At 63.0% G+C, this 15,719-nt stretch carries 14 protein-coding genes; 6 read left to right on the top strand and 8 right to left on the bottom strand.

Annotated features, from left to right (window positions below; translation table 11 throughout):
• Positions 1-281 precede the first annotated feature (281 nt).
• The 5 genes from IGX34_RS07210 to IGX34_RS07190 all read right to left on the bottom strand — a co-directional run bounded on the left by IGX34_RS07210 (position 282) and on the right by IGX34_RS07190 (position 6,886).
• The gene (locus IGX34_RS07210) at positions 282-3,032 is read right to left on the bottom strand and encodes a S8 family serine peptidase (RefSeq protein WP_192555035.1); all 2,751 of its coding nucleotides are present in this window, start codon (positions 3,030-3,032) and stop codon (positions 282-284) included.
• Positions 3,033-3,795: 763 nt separating this feature from the next.
• Positions 3,796-4,725, bottom strand: a complete 930-nt coding sequence (locus IGX34_RS07205) for a c-type cytochrome (protein ID WP_192555034.1) — start codon at positions 4,723-4,725, stop codon at positions 3,796-3,798.
• The gene (locus tag IGX34_RS07200; RefSeq protein WP_192555033.1) at positions 4,722-5,384 is read right to left on the bottom strand and encodes a c-type cytochrome; all 663 of its coding nucleotides are present in this window, start codon (positions 5,382-5,384) and stop codon (positions 4,722-4,724) included. The genes IGX34_RS07205 and IGX34_RS07200 overlap by 4 nt, the downstream gene beginning before the upstream one ends.
• On the bottom strand, positions 5,381-6,331 hold the full coding sequence (locus tag IGX34_RS07195; protein WP_192555032.1) for a molybdate ABC transporter substrate-binding protein: 951 nt from the start codon (positions 6,329-6,331) through the stop codon (positions 5,381-5,383). The genes IGX34_RS07200 and IGX34_RS07195 overlap by 4 nt, the downstream gene beginning before the upstream one ends.
• Before the next feature lie 15 nt (positions 6,332-6,346).
• Positions 6,347-6,886 carry a DsrE family protein gene (locus tag IGX34_RS07190; RefSeq protein WP_192555031.1) on the bottom strand — a complete coding sequence of 180 codons (540 nt, stop codon included), beginning with the start codon at positions 6,884-6,886 and terminating at the stop codon, positions 6,347-6,349.
• Between the two features lie 134 nt (positions 6,887-7,020).
• On the opposite strand from IGX34_RS07190, the gene ubiE reads away from it, so the two are divergent.
• On the top strand, positions 7,021-7,770 hold the full coding sequence (gene ubiE, locus IGX34_RS07185) for a bifunctional demethylmenaquinone methyltransferase/2-methoxy-6-polyprenyl-1,4-benzoquinol methylase UbiE (protein ID WP_192555030.1): 750 nt from the start codon (positions 7,021-7,023) through the stop codon (positions 7,768-7,770).
• 47 nt (positions 7,771-7,817) lie between these two features.
• Here the strand turns inward: ubiE and IGX34_RS07180 are convergent, their stop codons facing one another.
• A complete protein-coding gene (locus IGX34_RS07180; protein WP_192555029.1) occupies positions 7,818-8,504 on the bottom strand; it encodes a glutathione S-transferase N-terminal domain-containing protein in 687 nt (228 codons plus the stop codon).
• A gap of 25 nt (positions 8,505-8,529) precedes the next feature.
• The gene (locus IGX34_RS07175; protein ID WP_192555028.1) at positions 8,530-9,453 is read right to left on the bottom strand and encodes a DMT family transporter; all 924 of its coding nucleotides are present in this window, start codon (positions 9,451-9,453) and stop codon (positions 8,530-8,532) included.
• Positions 9,454-9,563: 110 nt separating this feature from the next.
• On the opposite strand from IGX34_RS07175, the gene IGX34_RS07170 reads away from it, so the two are divergent.
• Positions 9,564-10,070 carry an Lrp/AsnC family transcriptional regulator gene (locus tag IGX34_RS07170; protein ID WP_192555027.1) on the top strand — a complete coding sequence of 169 codons (507 nt, stop codon included), beginning with the start codon at positions 9,564-9,566 and terminating at the stop codon, positions 10,068-10,070.
• Positions 10,071-10,127: 57 nt separating this feature from the next.
• Here the strand turns inward: IGX34_RS07170 and IGX34_RS07165 are convergent, their stop codons facing one another.
• On the bottom strand, positions 10,128-11,891 hold the full coding sequence (locus tag IGX34_RS07165; protein WP_338015430.1) for a DUF3300 domain-containing protein: 1,764 nt from the start codon (positions 11,889-11,891) through the stop codon (positions 10,128-10,130).
• A 300-nt stretch (positions 11,892-12,191) separates the two neighbouring features.
• Here IGX34_RS07165 and pip point away from each other — a divergent pair, with 300 nt between their 5' ends.
• The 4 genes from pip to IGX34_RS07145 all read left to right on the top strand — a co-directional run bounded on the left by pip (position 12,192) and on the right by IGX34_RS07145 (position 15,708).
• On the top strand, positions 12,192-13,142 hold the full coding sequence (pip, locus tag IGX34_RS07160) for a prolyl aminopeptidase (protein WP_192555026.1): 951 nt from the start codon (positions 12,192-12,194) through the stop codon (positions 13,140-13,142).
• Positions 13,143-13,228: 86 nt separating this feature from the next.
• On the top strand, positions 13,229-14,521 hold the full coding sequence (locus IGX34_RS07155) for an SDR family oxidoreductase (RefSeq protein ID WP_192555025.1): 1,293 nt from the start codon (positions 13,229-13,231) through the stop codon (positions 14,519-14,521).
• Entirely contained in the window at positions 14,518-14,994 is a 477-nt protein-coding gene (locus IGX34_RS07150) for a DUF2269 family protein (protein WP_192555024.1), read from the top strand. Before IGX34_RS07155 ends, IGX34_RS07150 begins: the two co-directional genes overlap by 4 nt.
• A gap of 72 nt (positions 14,995-15,066) precedes the next feature.
• Entirely contained in the window at positions 15,067-15,708 is a 642-nt protein-coding gene (locus tag IGX34_RS07145; RefSeq protein ID WP_192555023.1) for a glutathione S-transferase family protein, read from the top strand.
• Positions 15,709-15,719: the final 11 nt, after the last annotated feature.

Raw genomic sequence — 15,719 nt, 5'->3', positions numbered from 1 at the left:
CAGCGCTTTTCTAGGCTTTTTTTGTTCAGCCTGTTCAGAAAAGCCCCGGAAACGGGGCTTTCTCTTCACGCTGGCGTGAAGGCCGGCGGCGCCCGTGCGTACAAGCTTGCGCTACAAGACGAAGCCGGACCGCGACTTATCGCGCCTTTCTAAGATGGTGCCCGGCGCGTCACCCTGGCACTCCCCAGGTGGCGCGGAGAGTCAGCGAAATGACGTCCGCTGACAGGCAACCGGCGCCGCACAAACTTGCGAACAAGCCATGCGGCGCCGCGGCGGCCCAATCAGAACCGGTAGCGGGCGCCGGCGCTGATGGTGCGTGCCCGGGTACCGCCGCTGGCGAACTGGCCGTCCAGATCCACGTACCACGACCAATGCTGATTCATCATGGCATTAACACCCGCACCCACCCACTCGCTGTTGCGCGCCGTGTTCACGCCTTCCAGCTGGAAGGTCGCCGCCGGTGCACCGGCATAGGCAGCCGTGAAACCCAGATCGCGACCGCCCAGGATGCGCTGATACAAGGCATAGCCTTTCAACGACAGCTCACCCGCGCCCCAATTCCAGCGATACGCCAGGCGCGCACCGACTTGCGCATAGCTCTGATTGAAGTCTTCGCCCGGCGCGGCGATACCGAAGCCGCCCGCACCTTGCTCGTTGATCGCAGCACGATCCAGATGTTCGTCGCCAGCCGAGACAAACGGCGTCGTCGTCCACGCATCGGATCTGAAGTTGTAGCCCCCTTCCAGATATGCCGACGTCATCGTGTCGTTGCGCGAACTGGTGATCGCCGCCGGCACCACGCCCAGCACGCCCCAGCGGCTGGTATCGCTGTGGATCCAGTCTTCGCCGATGCGGCCCGACACATACGCATTGCCGGTCGTCCACTTCGCATACAGCATCGCGCCGGTGCTGCGTGAGGTATTGGTGCCGGCCTGCAAGGTGTAATTCGCGCTCAGATGATTCCAGTCCAGGCCTACGCCCAGCATGAAATCGTCCGCCAGCTTCACGTCGTAACCGGCCAGCGAACCGCCGCCGCTGTAGTTGCCAGTGGCATAACCGCTGCGCGCGATGCTGCCGTCTGCACCGGTGCCCTGGAACCACGCGCCTTGCTGCGTGTTGCCTTGCTCGATGTCGACCAGGCGATCGGCCACGTTGCGGTTGATGATGCCGGCCTGTTCGAAGGTAAGCCCCTGCGAGGAAGCCAGCTCCTGGCCGGAAAGGCTGTTGATCGATGCTTCCGCCAATGGAATCGACGAGACGCGCAGAAAATCCATGGCACTATCGAGGAATGTTTGATGCGCGGCGGGATTGGTCGCCGCCCATAGATTGGCTTGCGTCAACGCCGATTGAATGTGCTGCGCCGTCTGCTGAGTCGTCGCCAGCGGCGACATGGAAGTCTGGGCAATCGAAGACACCGAGGCTTGCGTGACGGTCATCTCAACCTGCGTAGCGGTGTAAGACAAGCTGCCATTGATATAGATACCGTTGCTTACGCCTACTGGCCCGAATTCACCAATCACGCCACCATTGGCTTGCAGCATCAACACTTGTTGGCCGGCAGCGATATAGCCTGCAGGAAAGTCGATTTGCAGGGCAGTACTGTTAAGTGTCGCGACACCCGCAACCATCAGCGGATACCCCATCTGGATTTCGGTGGTCGCGGCAGTACCCGCCAACGCTGTGTAGTTGCCGTTGATGTAGACCCCGCCTCCCGCCGTCTTCACCCAGCCGCTGCTGGTGACGTTGCCGTTGAGCACACTGTACGGGACACCATCCAAGGCACCTCCGCTCCCAAGCGTAACGTCCGCGTTCAATGCCCCGATGACATTGATTTCGCCATTGTTGACGATTGCCGCGCTCGGTAGCGTAACGCTGCCTGATGCCAGGTACGTCCCTTGATCAAGATAGCCGCCAACATCGAGCACGCCCCCGTTTATTACGATGCCACCGATGTTGCTGCGGCCAGCCAGAGCGAGGGTGCCATCTCCATCAAGCTGGATAGAACCGGTGCCGGTCATATTGTTCGCAAATATCGCTGACGAACCGGCAGGCATATTTACGTCGAAAACACCCCAGTTCAATTGCCCCGGACCATTGACGGCGGCTTGCGCATTGACCAGCCCGTATCCGTAAAAGGCAGGGCTCCCCAGATTGGTTGCTGTGCCAAGCAAGGTCTGCTGCACATTGCTGGGCGTAAAGAAGGGAAAACGCTGCCAAACCAGTGCCGCGATTCCGGTTACCACAGCTGCCGCCCCCGATGTACCGTCAGCAGCCCCGGTCGAGAATGCAGTGTTGGATACTGGCGAGAAATAGGTATATCCGGCGGCAGCCAGGCACCACGGCGCAGCTACACCACAGGCATTGGATGTTGCATCTGCATCAAGCCCGGTTACTTGTCCGCTTGCATTCAAGGAGACGTTGACCACGGTTAGCCAGTTGTTTTTCAGGCTAGGCTCGTAATAAGGCAAGCCCGCTTCCACACTCGGTTGCGGATGGCCATCGTTGCCAGCGGCCCAAACCATAAGCTCGCCGTTGAGAGAACTCTTCAAGCTCCATTGATACAGAGAATAATCCTGCGTTACTTGCGGACTCGTTGCGGTAACGCTGGTGATCTGCACCGCGCTGCCATAGGAGTTATTGATCAGCTGAACGCCTTGATTGGCCAAATCGATCAAAGCTTGAGGTGCCAGAGTGGTATTGATAAGACTCGTGCTGTCACCAAGTTTCGCGACATACAACGAAGCCTGCGGCGCGACACCGCCCACGTAGAAATCAAGGGGATTACCGTCGGAAACCGCAACGCCACCGATGATTTCCGCCATTACGGTGCCGTGACCGTAGGCATCCTGCGGTGTCGTATTACTCGAGTTTGTATAGTCTTTGAACCATGTAATGCGATTGAGTAATGCGGGATTACTTGCATCAACGCCGGAATCGATGATGCCAACCTTCACTCCCTGTCCCTGGTTGCCAGTTAGAGTGCCACCTACTGCCCAAGCATTCTGTACGTTTTCCGGCGAAAGCTGACTCATCAGCGGCGTGTAATACGGAACGACGGGTGTCGGCAATGGCGTGGGGCTGGCCAAAGGGGTCGGAGGAGGTGCGGGCGCCGGTGAAGGGGTTGGGGCTGGTGCGGGGGCGGGGGCTGGCGCTGGAGTCGGCGATGGCGTTCCCACAGAAGGACGCACATTGCTGTTGCCACCTCCTCCGCCACCTCCACATGCACTCAGCGAAGCCGTCAAAGCCATCACTACGGATAGCGCTAAAACGTGTTGGCGAGTTGGCAGATGCATCAGCAAAATCCCCTGTTCGAAATGAATTCACGCACGTACAACGGACGCTCCATGGCGTCGTCGTAGAAAAGTCTGTAAATGGTTACGTCAGCGGCCGCGCGGCAGCCGTGTCGCGAACAATGGATGGTACGCAGGCAATGGCCCATGACAGGCATGCAGATGCCTGCCCGGCGAATGACGCGAGTGCGAATCTTTCATCATCGATCCCTCGATCCCCTGGTGTGCTCTACAAAGACGGATGCACACGGCTTCCATCCTGCCCAGCAGGCGCCACTCGCTTACAAGGCACTCAGTCGCCCCAAGCGACTGATCTGTTGCAGGCGATGCGTCGGATTGTCCGGCGCGTCGCTCCCTTATGCGACGCAGCGTCTTGTTGCGCTGCTTGAAGGCCCCTGTTCTGTTTGCATGCTAAGTGATTTCAGCAGCGCCGTGCATGTGGCGGATGTACCGCTCACGCTTGCACCGAGCTGTCGCATGTTTTTGCGAAACGACATTAGCTCGCTTACGGCTGATTGGTGCCCTGCCCCAGCAAGTGCCCATTGACGGTAGCGCCGTAAAGCGAATCCGGCGTGTCGTGGAACGAGGTGCGCGTGGCGGGTATGGAGCCGCTGTAGCGCGGATCCTGCGGGCGCTCGTGCGCATCCATGAAATACGCCACGTCCCATGCATCCTGGTCGGTAAGCGTGTTGCCGCGGCTCAGCGGCATATTGGCCTTGATAAAGCCGGCGGCGTTGTTGACCTGCTCCATGCCGGCGCCCCAGTTGAACGACTGCGCGCCCCAGAGCGGCGGAAACACGGTGCGCCCCGCCGCTTGCTGGCCCTGGCCGTTGTCGCCGTGGCATAGCGCGCAATCGCGCTTGTATACCGTTTCGCCGCGCGCATAGTCCGGCGCTTGTGCCGGTTTGGCCAGCTTCGGATAACCGCGGCCGGGCAAGGAAGTGCCGATCGGTGCGTTCCTGGACATCCAGTACGCGTAGCTTTCCAGCGCCACCAGCACCGGATCGCCCAACGGCGGCGCCTTGCCGTTCATGCTGTAGTTGAAGCAGCCCTGCAGGCGCTCGGCGAACGTATTCACCTTGTGGTTCTTGCTGCGGTAGGCCGGATACATCGGATACGCACCCCACAGCGGCGCGGAATGCGCGAGGCGTCCGGCATCCAGGTGGCAGTTTTCGCAGCTCAGCTGATTGCCGACATAGGCTTTGGCGTAGCGGCCCGGATCGATAAAGATCTCCCTGCCCAGGGCGATCTGCTTGCCGAAATCGTCGTTGGGAATGCTTGAATCGGCGGGCGGCTGGAACTGCGCAGCGCTTTTTGCAGTGGATGCCGCAGGCGCCGGCGGCGTTGCCGTCGGCGCGGCGGCTTGCGGCGCCGGATGATCGCAGGCGGCCAACAGCAGCGCGGACAGGGCCAGCATCAAGCGCTTCGATTTCATGACTGCGGCTCCTTCGGCGGCGTGGCAGGCTGCGCGGCGTACCAGGCGCTGATCGCGGCGATATCCGCATCGCTCAGGCTGGTAGCCACGTGCTGCATCAATTGCAGCGGATCGTTATGCCGCGCACCTTGCTTCCACGCCTGCAGGGCATTGCTGATGTACGTCGCCGATTGTGCTGCCAGCGGCGGAAAGTGATCACCCACGCCGATACCGCCGGGGCCATGGCATTGTTCGCACGCGGGCAGGCCATCAGACCAGCGTCCACGCGTAGCCAGCGTTTGCCCGCGCGCTGCTACATCACCAGTCGGCGCCGCTACAGGGGCCGGGGTCGGGATCGGCAAATGGGCGTAATAGGCCACTACCGCGTCGCGCTCGGCATCCGTCAACGCACCGGCTACCGGCTGCATGGTGGCGTTGGCGCGAGTGCCGTTGGCGAAATCTTCCAGCTGCTTGCGCAGATACGCCTGCGGCAAACCGGCCAGACGGGGAAAGCCTGCCGCGGCCTGGCCACCGCCGTCTGCGCCATGGCAAGCCATGCAGGGCGCAGCGCCATGGCCATTGCCTTGCCGCGCGATAGTGGCGCCGCCGGAGTTATCGGCCAGTGCGCTGCCCGCGAACAGCACGCAAGCCAGCATGGTGGCAATGCGCAAGCTGTTCATGGCTGCGGCGGCTGGAAGCCGTATTTGCGATAGATCGCCTGCGCTGGGGCCGAGGTCATGAAGGCCAGGAAATCCTTTGCGGCCTGCGCATGCGGCGCATCCTTCATGCGCGCGGCGGTATAGGTGGCGGTAACGTTCTGCTCGGCAGGTATCGCGATCGTTTCCACCGGCCGGTGCAATACCTGCTGCTGGAAGTACGCTTCGGTCGACCACACCGGCGCCGCATCCGATGCTCCCTGCAACACACGCAGCGGCGATTCGCGATGATGGATGCGGGTGAGGTAGGTGCTGCCGTCCTTCACCTTGTCGGCCATGATGGCGTGGTCCAGGGCATCGCCGCCGGCCTTGCGATAGCTGGCTTCGATCTGTTTGGCGATGCCTTCCCACTGCGGGTTGGGCATGCTGACGCGCACATCGGCGCGGCCCAGATCCTTCAGCCCGTGCACCTGCTTGGGATTGCCCTTGGCCACCAGGATCGCCAGCGGATTGCGCGCATAGTCGGCGGTGTCGGCAAACCAGTTGTGCTGCTTTTGCAGATCGGCGATCGAACCTTTGCCATTGCTGTAGATATCCGGCTTCAGCGCAATGCGCAGATTGCCCATCACCAGCGAACCGGTTTCGATCTGCTTGGCCAGGATGCCCGGCGGCAAGGTTTCCACGTAGACGCGCTGGTATTGCGGATAGCGTTGCTTGAACGCTTCCACCAGGTCGTGCACCACCATGAACTGATTGCCGGCGAAGAACACCGTGAGCTGCGGATCGACGATGTCGCCGTGCAGGTCGGCAATTGCATCGAACGGCGGTACGGCGAAGGACACGCCGCCGGCAGGCGGCGGATTCCACGGCGGCAGGTAATCAGTCTGCGCGGTCTGGGCCAGTGCGCAGGCGGCCGTGAACAGGCCGGCCAGCAGGACGCATAGCCGGTGGCGATTCGACAATGGCGACATCCCAATCTCCCGGTGTTACAGCGGCATCAGGGCGTAGCCCTGCTGCTCCAGTTCGGTGATGGTGGTGAGAGCGGACAGGCTCAGCGTGACATCCTTGGCCGCCCACTCGGCGGGATAGTGATGTTCGGCCATCGCCTGGCCGCATACCGCCACATCCACGCCGGCCTTGTGCAGCTGGCTGATCACGGCGAGATTGGGGTTGGCGGTGCCGAACTGTGCCTTGTAGTGCTCGTCATCCAGCACCAGCCCGGTGGCAGCGCCATAGGCCACCGCCACGAATTTCAGGTGATCGAGCGGCACGCCGGAGGCCACATAGAGATTCACCGTACGCGCCACGCGCTCGATCCCGGGATTGACCTGGTCCGGCTTGTCCGCCGCCTTGGTCAGCGCGAAGACCACTTTGTAGGTCGCGTTGCGATCCGGCTGGTAGGCAGCCTTGGGCAGCGGATGGTAAGCGCCGGCGGCCGCGATCGCTTGCGGTGCGGTCTGCGCGGCGGCAACCCCGCAGACCAGCAGGCCAGCGGCACAGGACAACAACAGAATGGAAGGTTTCATGCTTGCTCCCGAGGCGAAGCGCAGGTTGCGCCAGCCGGAAGGCTACGCCGCCTGCAGCCATCAGGCCACTTCATGTTGCCTATCTGAAACATAAGAATGGCTTATTTCCTTTGGTCATCGGATACCATATCGGCATGAGCGAAAAGCCCACTACCCATTTCGGATTCCGCGACGTACCGGTGGCGGAGAAGCAAAAACTGGTCGGCCAGGTCTTTACCTCGGTCGCCCGCAGCTACGATCTGATGAACGACCTGATGTCGTTCGGCGTGCATCGCCTGTGGAAGCGCCATTTCGTGGCGGTCAGCGGCATTCGCCGTGGCGACCGGGTGCTGGATCTGGCCGGCGGTACCGGCGATATCGCCGCGCTGATCAAGCCGGTAGTGGGCGAGGAAGGCGACGTGGTGGTGGGCGATATCAATGCCGCCATGCTCAACGTGGGCCGCGACCGGCTGACCAACCGCGGCCAAGTGTCCGGCCTACGCTGGGCGCAGATGAATGCCGAAGTGCTGCCTTTCCCGGACAACACCTTCGATGCCGTAACGATGGCCTTCGGCCTGCGCAACGTCACCGACAAGGACAAGGCGCTGGCCGATATCTGCCGCGTGCTCAAGCCCGGCGGGCGGGCGCTGGTGCTGGAATTCTCCAAGGTGCAGAGCGAGCTGTTCGGCAAGCTCTACGATTTCCATTCGTTCCAGGTGCTGCCCAAGCTGGGCCAGCTGTTTGCCGGCGATGCGGACAGCTACCAATACCTGGCCGAATCGATCCGCAAGCATCCGGACCAGGACACGCTGAAGAGCATGATGGAACAGGCCGGCTTCGGCCGCGTGGAAGTGCGCAATCTCAGCAACGGCATCGTGGCGATCCATCGCGCCTACAAGCTTTGATCCGACCTCGGCACCTGCCACCAGCGCGGCAGGTGCCGGCGTGAGTTTTACGCTGCGCGCAAATCCTGCAGCAAGACGCCCTGGCGCAGAGTTTCCTCTTCGTGATCCGGATCGCGCCAGGTTTCCTTCAAGGCCGCGCCATACCAGCTGCGCATGCCGGGCAACGCGAGCATGTGTTGCACATAGGCGCCGACCCGATCATCTACTGCCAGCTGGTAACTCTGGATGCGAAACACCACCGGCGCATAGAACGCATCCACGGCACTGAATGCCGCACCGGCAAGATACGGACCGCCGAAGCGATCAAAACCCTCGCTCCACAATTCCTGCAGGCGCGCCAGATCGCGCGTCAGTGCTGGCGGCTGCGCATTCAATTGCAGGCGAATGCCGCAATTCATCGGGCAATGCGAACGCAAGGCCTCGAAACCCGAATGCATTTCCGCTGCCGCACTGCGCGCCCAGGCACGTGCGCGCGCATCCGTCGGCCATGCGCCCGGATGCTGTTCGGCCACGTATTCGGCAATCGACAGCGAATCCCACACGGCGATATCGCCGTCATGCAGGCACGGCACCTTGCCGGTAGGCGAAAAGGCGCGGAACGCCGACCAGCTCGATGAGGTGCCGAGAAAAGGCGTGAGCTTTTCGTCGAACGCAATGCCCAGCTGCGTCAGCAGGATCCACGGCCGCAACGACCAGGACGAGTAATTCTTGTTGGCGATGTAGAGCGTATACACGGCAATCCCCTCTCGAAGAATGGTTTCAAGCCTGCTTGACCGGCGCCGGCGCGATCGATGCCGATGCGACAGGCGTCCGACGCTTGGCATTGGCCAGCGCGACGCCGCCTACGGTAATCACACCGCCGATCAGAGTGAGCCAGCCCGGCTGTTCGCCCAGCCAGACCCAGCTGATGAACACCGCGATCGGCGGCGACAGGTAGATAAAACTGGAAACCTGCGATGCCGACGCGCGGCGCAAGGCTGCGTTCCAGGTCAAATAACCCACGAACGTCGGCGCAATGCCCAGCCACAACAGGGCGGCAATATGCACCCACGGCGCCGCTGCCAGCGCATGCGGCAGGCCCAGGCCGAACGGCAGTGCGCCCAGCGTGCCCGCAAAGAAACCAAACGCTGTAACGCCGATCATGCTGTTGCGCGTAAACAGCGGCTTCTGTCCGACAAAAAACACCGCCGAGGCAATCACGCTGATCAGCACCAGTCCTGCCATCGGTTGCAGTTTTACCTGCTTGCCACTGGCCAGCACGACCAGCACCACGCCCAGCAGCGCAATGCCCAGTCCGAACATGCGGCGCGTGCTGATGCGCTCGCCGATCCACAGTGCCGAAAGCGTAGCGGTAGCCGCCGGCACCAGCGAAATGATGATCGCCGCGGTGCCGCTGGCGATGCGTGTTTCCGCGTAATTGAGGCACAGGTGATAGACGGTGAGGCCGGTGACGCCCAGCACCGCCAGCTGCGGCCAGTCCTTGCGCTGCGGCATCGGCACACGCTTGGCCCACATCAGCATCGCAAAGCAGAGCGACCCGATCAGCAGCCGCGCCAGCGCCACTTCGCCCGGCGTAAACGACGTCAGCGCATAGGCGATGGCGGCATAGGCCGATGACCAGGTGACCAGGGCGATGGCGATGTAAATCAAAGCGCGCCCGTCAAGGCGCTCGGTACTGTCCATACAGGTTCCGCGGGGAGGGAATGGATAAATCCTAGTCTTACGTCGATGGCCGAGGAATAATGCACCCGAAGCCACCTCGCATATTTCGCCATCGATCGAAGTATCAATCTATGCCTACTACCTACGAATCGAAACCCGATTGGGACGCCAAGGATTGGCAATTGTTGGAAGCTCTGCAGCGTGACGCACGCCTGGGCTATGCCGAGCTGGGACGCAAAGTGCGCCTGTCCGCCCCGGCGGTAGCCGAGCGTGTGAAACGGCTGGAAGAAGCCGGCGTGATCACCGGCTACCGCGCCGTGATCGAGCCCAAACGCCTGGGTTATGGCATCGACGCGATGGTGCGCCTGCGCTGCGACGGCGGTATCTGCGCGCGCATCGGCAAGATCGTAGAGAACGTACCCGAGGTACTCGATTGCCGTCGCCTGGCCGGCGAGGATTCGGCGCTGCTGCGCGTGGTTGCGATGTCGATCACGCATCTGGAGGCAGTGCTCGACCGCCTGCTGAAAATCCATTCCAGCATCAGCACCACCACCTTGATCGTCTTGCAGACACCGCATGCGAATCGCGCCATCACGCGCGCCATGTGGGATGCCGCGCGCACGCTGCCGGACGACTGATCGCGATCGCCGCAAACAACAACCCCCTGCATCGGCAGGGGGTTGCGGGGTGGTGCGTCAGTGATTCTCGTCTTTCTTCTTGGGCGGCTGCGGATGCTGCTGCGGAGCCGGATGCGCCTGCGGGCGCGGCGGTTCGGCATGCGGAGCCGGCGCGGGATGGAATGCCGGTTGCGCGTGCTCTTGCTGCGGCGCCGGACGCGCTGCCGGTTGCGGACGCGGCTGAGCTTGCGGCGCCGGATGGAACGCCGGCTGCGCATGCTCCTGCTGCGGCGCCGGACGCGCTGCCGGCTGCGGATGCGGCTGAGCCTGCGGCGCCGGATGGAACGCCGGCTGCGCGTGTTCCTGCTGCGGCGCCGGTTGCGGATGGGCTTGCGGCTGGGCCTGGCGGAACGCTTCCTGCGGATGCTGCGGCGTAAAGCCCCGCTGCTGTGGCGCCTGGGCCGGCTGCGGGTGCGGAGCAAGCCCCGGACGCTGTGCCTCGGCCGCCGGACGCGGCTCCTGCGCGAAGCGCGCCGCGGCTCCCGGATGCTGCTCAGGCGCGGCGGCCGGATGCGGCACCTGCGCAGCCGGATAACCGGCACGCGCGAAGTTCGGCACGCTCATCGGCTGCGCCGCCGCATGGTTGTTGGTCACGTTGTTGGTGACGTTGCGATTGAACTGGTTGTGGTTGTTGGCGTAGTTGTTGGTGACGTTGTTGTTGTTAGTAACGTTGTTGTTGTTGATGGTGCGGCTATTGTTGACGTAGCGGTTGTTGGTGACGTTGGTGATGTTGGTATAGCGATTGACCACCGTGGTCGAGCGCGAGACATAGGTCTGGTTGTTGTAGACCACGGCCGGGCGATGCCAGCCGCCACCACCGCCGCCGCCATAACCGCCACCCGGGTAACCACCGCCCTGGTAGCCGCCACCCCAGTTCATGCCCCAGGAATGCCAGCCACCACCGCCATAGTCATGGTGATTGTGTTCGATCAGTGCGCCCACCAGGATCGCCGCACCGAACGCCACCGCGCCCACCGTCGCCACTTCGCCGACGCTGTAGCTGGGTTGCTGGTACACGTAAGTGGGATACACCGGTACATCGCCGCCATACACCGTTTGCGGGTCGTAGCTGGGCACGTACACCGCATCTTCCTGGGCCGGATCGATCTGAATGATCTGCTGCGGCGCCGGCACCACCTCCGGACCGCTGTACACCGGCGGCGCTTCGCTGTTCACCTCATAGCCCGCCTGCTGCTCGCTGGTTTGCACCTGCTGCACCGGCTGCACGCTCACTGCCTGCTGGGTCGAGCTTTGCAGGTTCCCTTGCGACCGTGCGCGCTGGCGCATCACCTGGATGGCGTTGAGCACGTCGGTGGGATCATTGACGTAGGCCTCGCCCAGCGCGGTCGTCCACTGGAGGTTCTGCGCCATCTGGCTCAGCACCGACGGAAACTGGGTAAGGCCTTTTACGCTGGCATCCCAGCTCTGCGGCTGCACGGCAGCCTGCAGCATGTCGCCTTTCAGATTCGGGTTCTGCGTGACCAGGGTTTCGGCGGCGGTGACCTGGTCGGGATAGGTAGCACCGGCCAACACCTGCGCGACAAGCTTGTCCGGGAACAGGGCGATCGGCGCCACCATCTGGTAAAGCTGGTCGGCCGACGGCGGCGTATAGGCAGCCTGTTGCGGCGCGCCCGCGCTGGCCGAGGATGCCGGCGCAGTAGCCGACGACGCCGGCGCATTGGCCTGATCCTGTGCCGGTTGCTGATTGCAGCCCGCTACCATCAACATGCCGGCGCACAGGCCGGTTGCGATCGACGTGCTGAGAAAACGTTGCTTGCCCACTAGGACTACTCCTTCGCGATATCTGCCACGGAAAGCCAGCCGGCTTTCCACCCTGTTGCCATGGACGGTATGCAATCTGGCGCCGCCGGGCGAATTCCGCTGCCCACTGCCCCGCCAGCTGCGAATGCGAGCCGAGTATGCCCAGCACTGCGTTTCGTTTGGGCGAACGCGCGATAAACATCGCGCGCGTTTTGCCGCCGTTAGGCTAGACGGTAAGCTTTGCGTCAGCTCTGCGTAGCGGCCCGGACGGTCGGGCAGCGCCCTTTCCCCTTACACATGCCCCTATCGGATCAGCAGATCATGCGCACGATGTATCCCGAAATCGAACCTTACCGCACCCATCGTATCGCGGTGGATAACCTGCACACACTTTATGTGGAGGAGTGCGGCAATCCCGAGGGTCTGCCGGTGATTTTCCTGCATGGCGGCCCGGGCGCGGGCCTGTCGCCCTATCACCGGCGCTTCTTCGATCCGGCGCGCTACCGCATCGTGCTGTTCGATCAGCGCGGCGCGGGGCGCTCCACGCCGTTCGCCGATCTCACCGACAACACCACCTGGCATCTGGTGGCCGATATCGAGGCGATCCGCGCGCAATTCGGCATCGAGCGCTGGGTAGTGTTCGGCGGCTCCTGGGGTTCCACGCTGGCGCTGGCCTATGCGCAAGCGCATCCGGAGCGCGTGCTTGGCCTGGTGCTGCGCGGCATCTTCCTGTGCCGGCCCGAAGAAGTGCGCTGGTATTACGAAGAAGGAGGTGCATCGTGGATCCTGCCGGAAAAGTGGCAGCGTTACGCCGAGGCGATTCCACCCGCGGAACGCGGCAACCTGCTCGACGCCTATTGGCAGCGCCTCAGCAGCGACGACGAACAAGTGCGTCTCGCCGCCGCCAAAGCCTGGGGCGCCTGGGAAGGTGGCGGTATCACGCTGGAAGAAAGCCCGGAAACCGAGGCCAGCTTCGCTGCGCCGGAAGTGGCATTGAGCCTGGCCCGCATCGAAGCGCATTACTTCCGCAATCACGCCTTCCTCGCGCCCGACCAGTTGCTGCGCGACGTGGAAAAGCTGCGCCATATCCCCACCACCATCGTGCACGGACGCTACGACATCATCTGCCCGGCCAAGAACGCCTGCGACCTGGCCGCGGTGTGGCCGGAGGCCGAATTGCGGATCGTGCTGGCGGGACATGCCGCCTCGGAACCGGCGATCGTGGATGTGCTGGTGCAGGCGACCGACCGGCTGGCCGATCGCTACGCCTGATCGTTGTAGCGTATCTGCGCATGCGATGATGCCGAGCGAATGGGCACCGCCCCATTCCTCGCAGGGGACAGCATCAAGGACAGCACATGCGTGTATTGGTTACGGGAGCGTACGGCTTTATCGGCGCACACATCACGGCTGCGCTGGTGGAAGCCGGCCACGAAGTGGTGTGTGCGGTACGCAGTAAGCGCATCGACACGCGCTTTCCCGGGCTGCCGGCGATCGCTTGCGATATGGCGCGCGATACCGCGATCGAGCACTGGCTGCCCCGGCTCGACGGGATCGATGCAGTCGTCAATACCGCGGGAATTCTGCGCGAAAGCAGCGCGCAAACCTTCCATGCCGTGCACGAACAGGCACCCTTGGCGCTGTTTCAGGCAGCTGCCCGACGCGGCATCCGGCGCGTGGTGCAAATTTCCGCCCTCGGCGAACCTGCCGATGGCCGCTTTATCGCCTCCAAACATCGCGGCGACGCTGCGCTGGCAACGCTGGACCTGGAGTGGGTGATCCTGCGCCCATCGCTGGTGTACAGCGCACGCGGTTCGTACGGCGGCACTTCTCTCTTGCGCGGCATGGCCGCGCTGCCTTGGGTATTGCCCTTGCCGGGCCATGGCGATCAACGTCTGCAACCCATTGCGGCAGAAGATGTAGGTAAAGCGGTGGTCGCCGCACTCCATGCGCCGCGCGCGGTGCGGCAAACCTACGAACTGGTCGGCCCCGAGGTGATGCCGCTGCGCCACTATCTGCTGCTGTGGCGCCGCTGGCTGGGCTTTGCCTCCGCCCGCATCGTGGCGACGCCAAGATTGCTGGTCGATGTCGCCGCAGCATGCGGCGAACGCTTCGGCAACGGGCCGCTCGGATTGACCATGGCGCGCATGCTGGAACGAGGCAATGCCGGAACGCCCGAGGCGCTTGCACGCATGCACGAGGAACTGGGAATTTCGCCCCGAAGCCTGGTTCGCGCGCTGGATGAATCGCCAAGCCAGGTCCAGGATCGCTGGCACGCACGCCTGTATTTCCTGCTGCCGGTGTTGCGCATCAGCGTCGCGCTGCTGTGGATTATTTCAGGCGTGGTTGGCTGGACCGTGTCGGCACAAATCGTCGAGCAATCGGCACCCGTTGATGCGTTGCCTGCAAGCGCCGTGCTTGCCTTGGCGCGCTGCACGGCGAGCGCCGATGTGCTGCTCGGCGTGCTATGCCTGTTGCGCTGGCGACCGCGTGTGGTGCTGTCACTGATGCTGCTGATGCTGGCCGGCTACACCATCGGCATCGGCACGCTATGGCCGATGCATTGGCTGGATCCGCTGGGCGGATTGTTGAAAAACCTGCCCTTGCTGGTGGTTCTGCCATTGCTGATCGCCACGGATGAGCGCCGATGAATGCCTACATCTGGCTGAAGACCCTGCATATCCTGTCGTCCACACTGCTGTTCGGTACGGGTCTGGGCACCGCGTTCTTCATGTGGTTCACGCATCGCACGGGCAATGTGGCGGCGATCGCCACCGCGACGCGCCTGACGGTACGTGCCGATTTTCTGTTCACCACGCCGGCGGTGATCGTGCAGCCAATTTCCGGCTATCTGTTGATGCGGCTGATGGGCCTGGATCTGCACGCAGGCTGGCTACAGGCGGCGATCGCGCTGTACGTGTTCACCGGGCTGTGCTGGCTGCCGGTGGTCTGGCTGCAATGGAAAGCCTCGCAACTGGCGCGCGCCGCTGCACATACGGGCGCGCCATTGCCGCCGGCCTACTACCGCATGATGCGGATCTGGTTTGCGCTGGGCTGGCCGGCGTTCCTGGCCGTGCTGGCGATTTTCTGGCTGATGGTGGCCAAGCCGCCGCTGTCGCTTTGAGGGCGCAAGAAACGGATGGGTCGGGACGGATAGCCTGGATAAGCTGCAAATCTTCCCGCAACGGATATCCACATGCTCACCCTGTTCGACTACCCAGCCTCCGAGAACGCCTGGAAGATTCGCCAGCTGCTGCAGCATCTGCAAACACCGCATCGCACGGTAACCATTCGCATTTTCGAAGGTGAAGGCCGCACCGCGGATTATCTGGCCATCAGCCCTACCGGCACGGTGCCCGCGATTCGGCTCGACGATGGGCGCGTGCTGTCCGAATCGAGCGCGATTCTGTGCTTTCTCGCTGCCGGCACGCCGTACTTGCCGGATGACGCTTTCGGCCGCGCCAAGGTGCAGCAGTGGCTGAGCTTCGAGCAGGAGCGGGTGGAATCGGTGATCGGTTCGCTGCGTTACTGGACGCTCACCGGCAAGCTGGAACGTCGCACTCCGCCCCTGGTGGAGATGAAACGCCGAGCTGGATTGCGTTCACTGCAGATCCTGGATCGCGAACTGGCCACGCGCGCATTTCTCACCGAACACGGCTACAGCATTGCCGACATCGCCGTGTTCGCCTACACCAGCCGTGCCGAAGAGGCGGGCTTTTCGCTGCAGGATTTTGCGCACCTGCGCGCATGGATCGCGCGGGTACGCGCCCAGCCGGGCCACCTGCCCACCATGCACGCCTACGCGGACGACCCCTTCAGCACCAACGAGTTACCCTGACCCCACCCGCG

The sequence above is a fragment of the Dyella acidiphila genome (assembly GCF_014863405.1).
GTDB classification, from domain to species: domain Bacteria; phylum Pseudomonadota; class Gammaproteobacteria; order Xanthomonadales; family Rhodanobacteraceae; genus Dyella_B; species Dyella_B acidiphila.
This window is presented reverse-complemented; position numbering and strand designations above follow the sequence as displayed.

Bases quoted from the DNA above. Each gene is read 5' to 3' on its own strand.
- IGX34_RS07210 (WP_192555035.1), bottom strand. From the start codon at position 3,032: ATGAGTCAGCTTTCGCCGGAAAACGTACAGAATGCTTGGGCAGTAGGT.
- IGX34_RS07205 (WP_192555034.1), bottom strand. From the start codon at position 4,725: ATGAAATCGAAGCGCTTGATGCTGGCCCTGTCCGCGCTGCTGTTGGCC.
- IGX34_RS07200 (WP_192555033.1), bottom strand. From the start codon at position 5,384: ATGAACAGCTTGCGCATTGCCACCATGCTGGCTTGCGTGCTGTTCGCG.
- IGX34_RS07195 (WP_192555032.1), bottom strand. From the start codon at position 6,331: ATGTCGCCATTGTCGAATCGCCACCGGCTATGCGTCCTGCTGGCCGGC.
- IGX34_RS07190 (WP_192555031.1), bottom strand. From the start codon at position 6,886: ATGAAACCTTCCATTCTGTTGTTGTCCTGTGCCGCTGGCCTGCTGGTC.
- ubiE (WP_192555030.1), top strand. From the start codon at position 7,021: ATGAGCGAAAAGCCCACTACCCATTTCGGATTCCGCGACGTACCGGTG.
- IGX34_RS07175 (WP_192555028.1), bottom strand. From the start codon at position 9,453: ATGGACAGTACCGAGCGCCTTGACGGGCGCGCTTTGATTTACATCGCC.
- IGX34_RS07170 (WP_192555027.1), top strand. From the start codon at position 9,564: ATGCCTACTACCTACGAATCGAAACCCGATTGGGACGCCAAGGATTGG.
- pip (WP_192555026.1), top strand. From the start codon at position 12,192: ATGCGCACGATGTATCCCGAAATCGAACCTTACCGCACCCATCGTATC.
- IGX34_RS07155 (WP_192555025.1), top strand. From the start codon at position 13,229: ATGCGTGTATTGGTTACGGGAGCGTACGGCTTTATCGGCGCACACATC.
- IGX34_RS07150 (WP_192555024.1), top strand. From the start codon at position 14,518: ATGAATGCCTACATCTGGCTGAAGACCCTGCATATCCTGTCGTCCACA.
- IGX34_RS07145 (WP_192555023.1), top strand. From the start codon at position 15,067: ATGCTCACCCTGTTCGACTACCCAGCCTCCGAGAACGCCTGGAAGATT.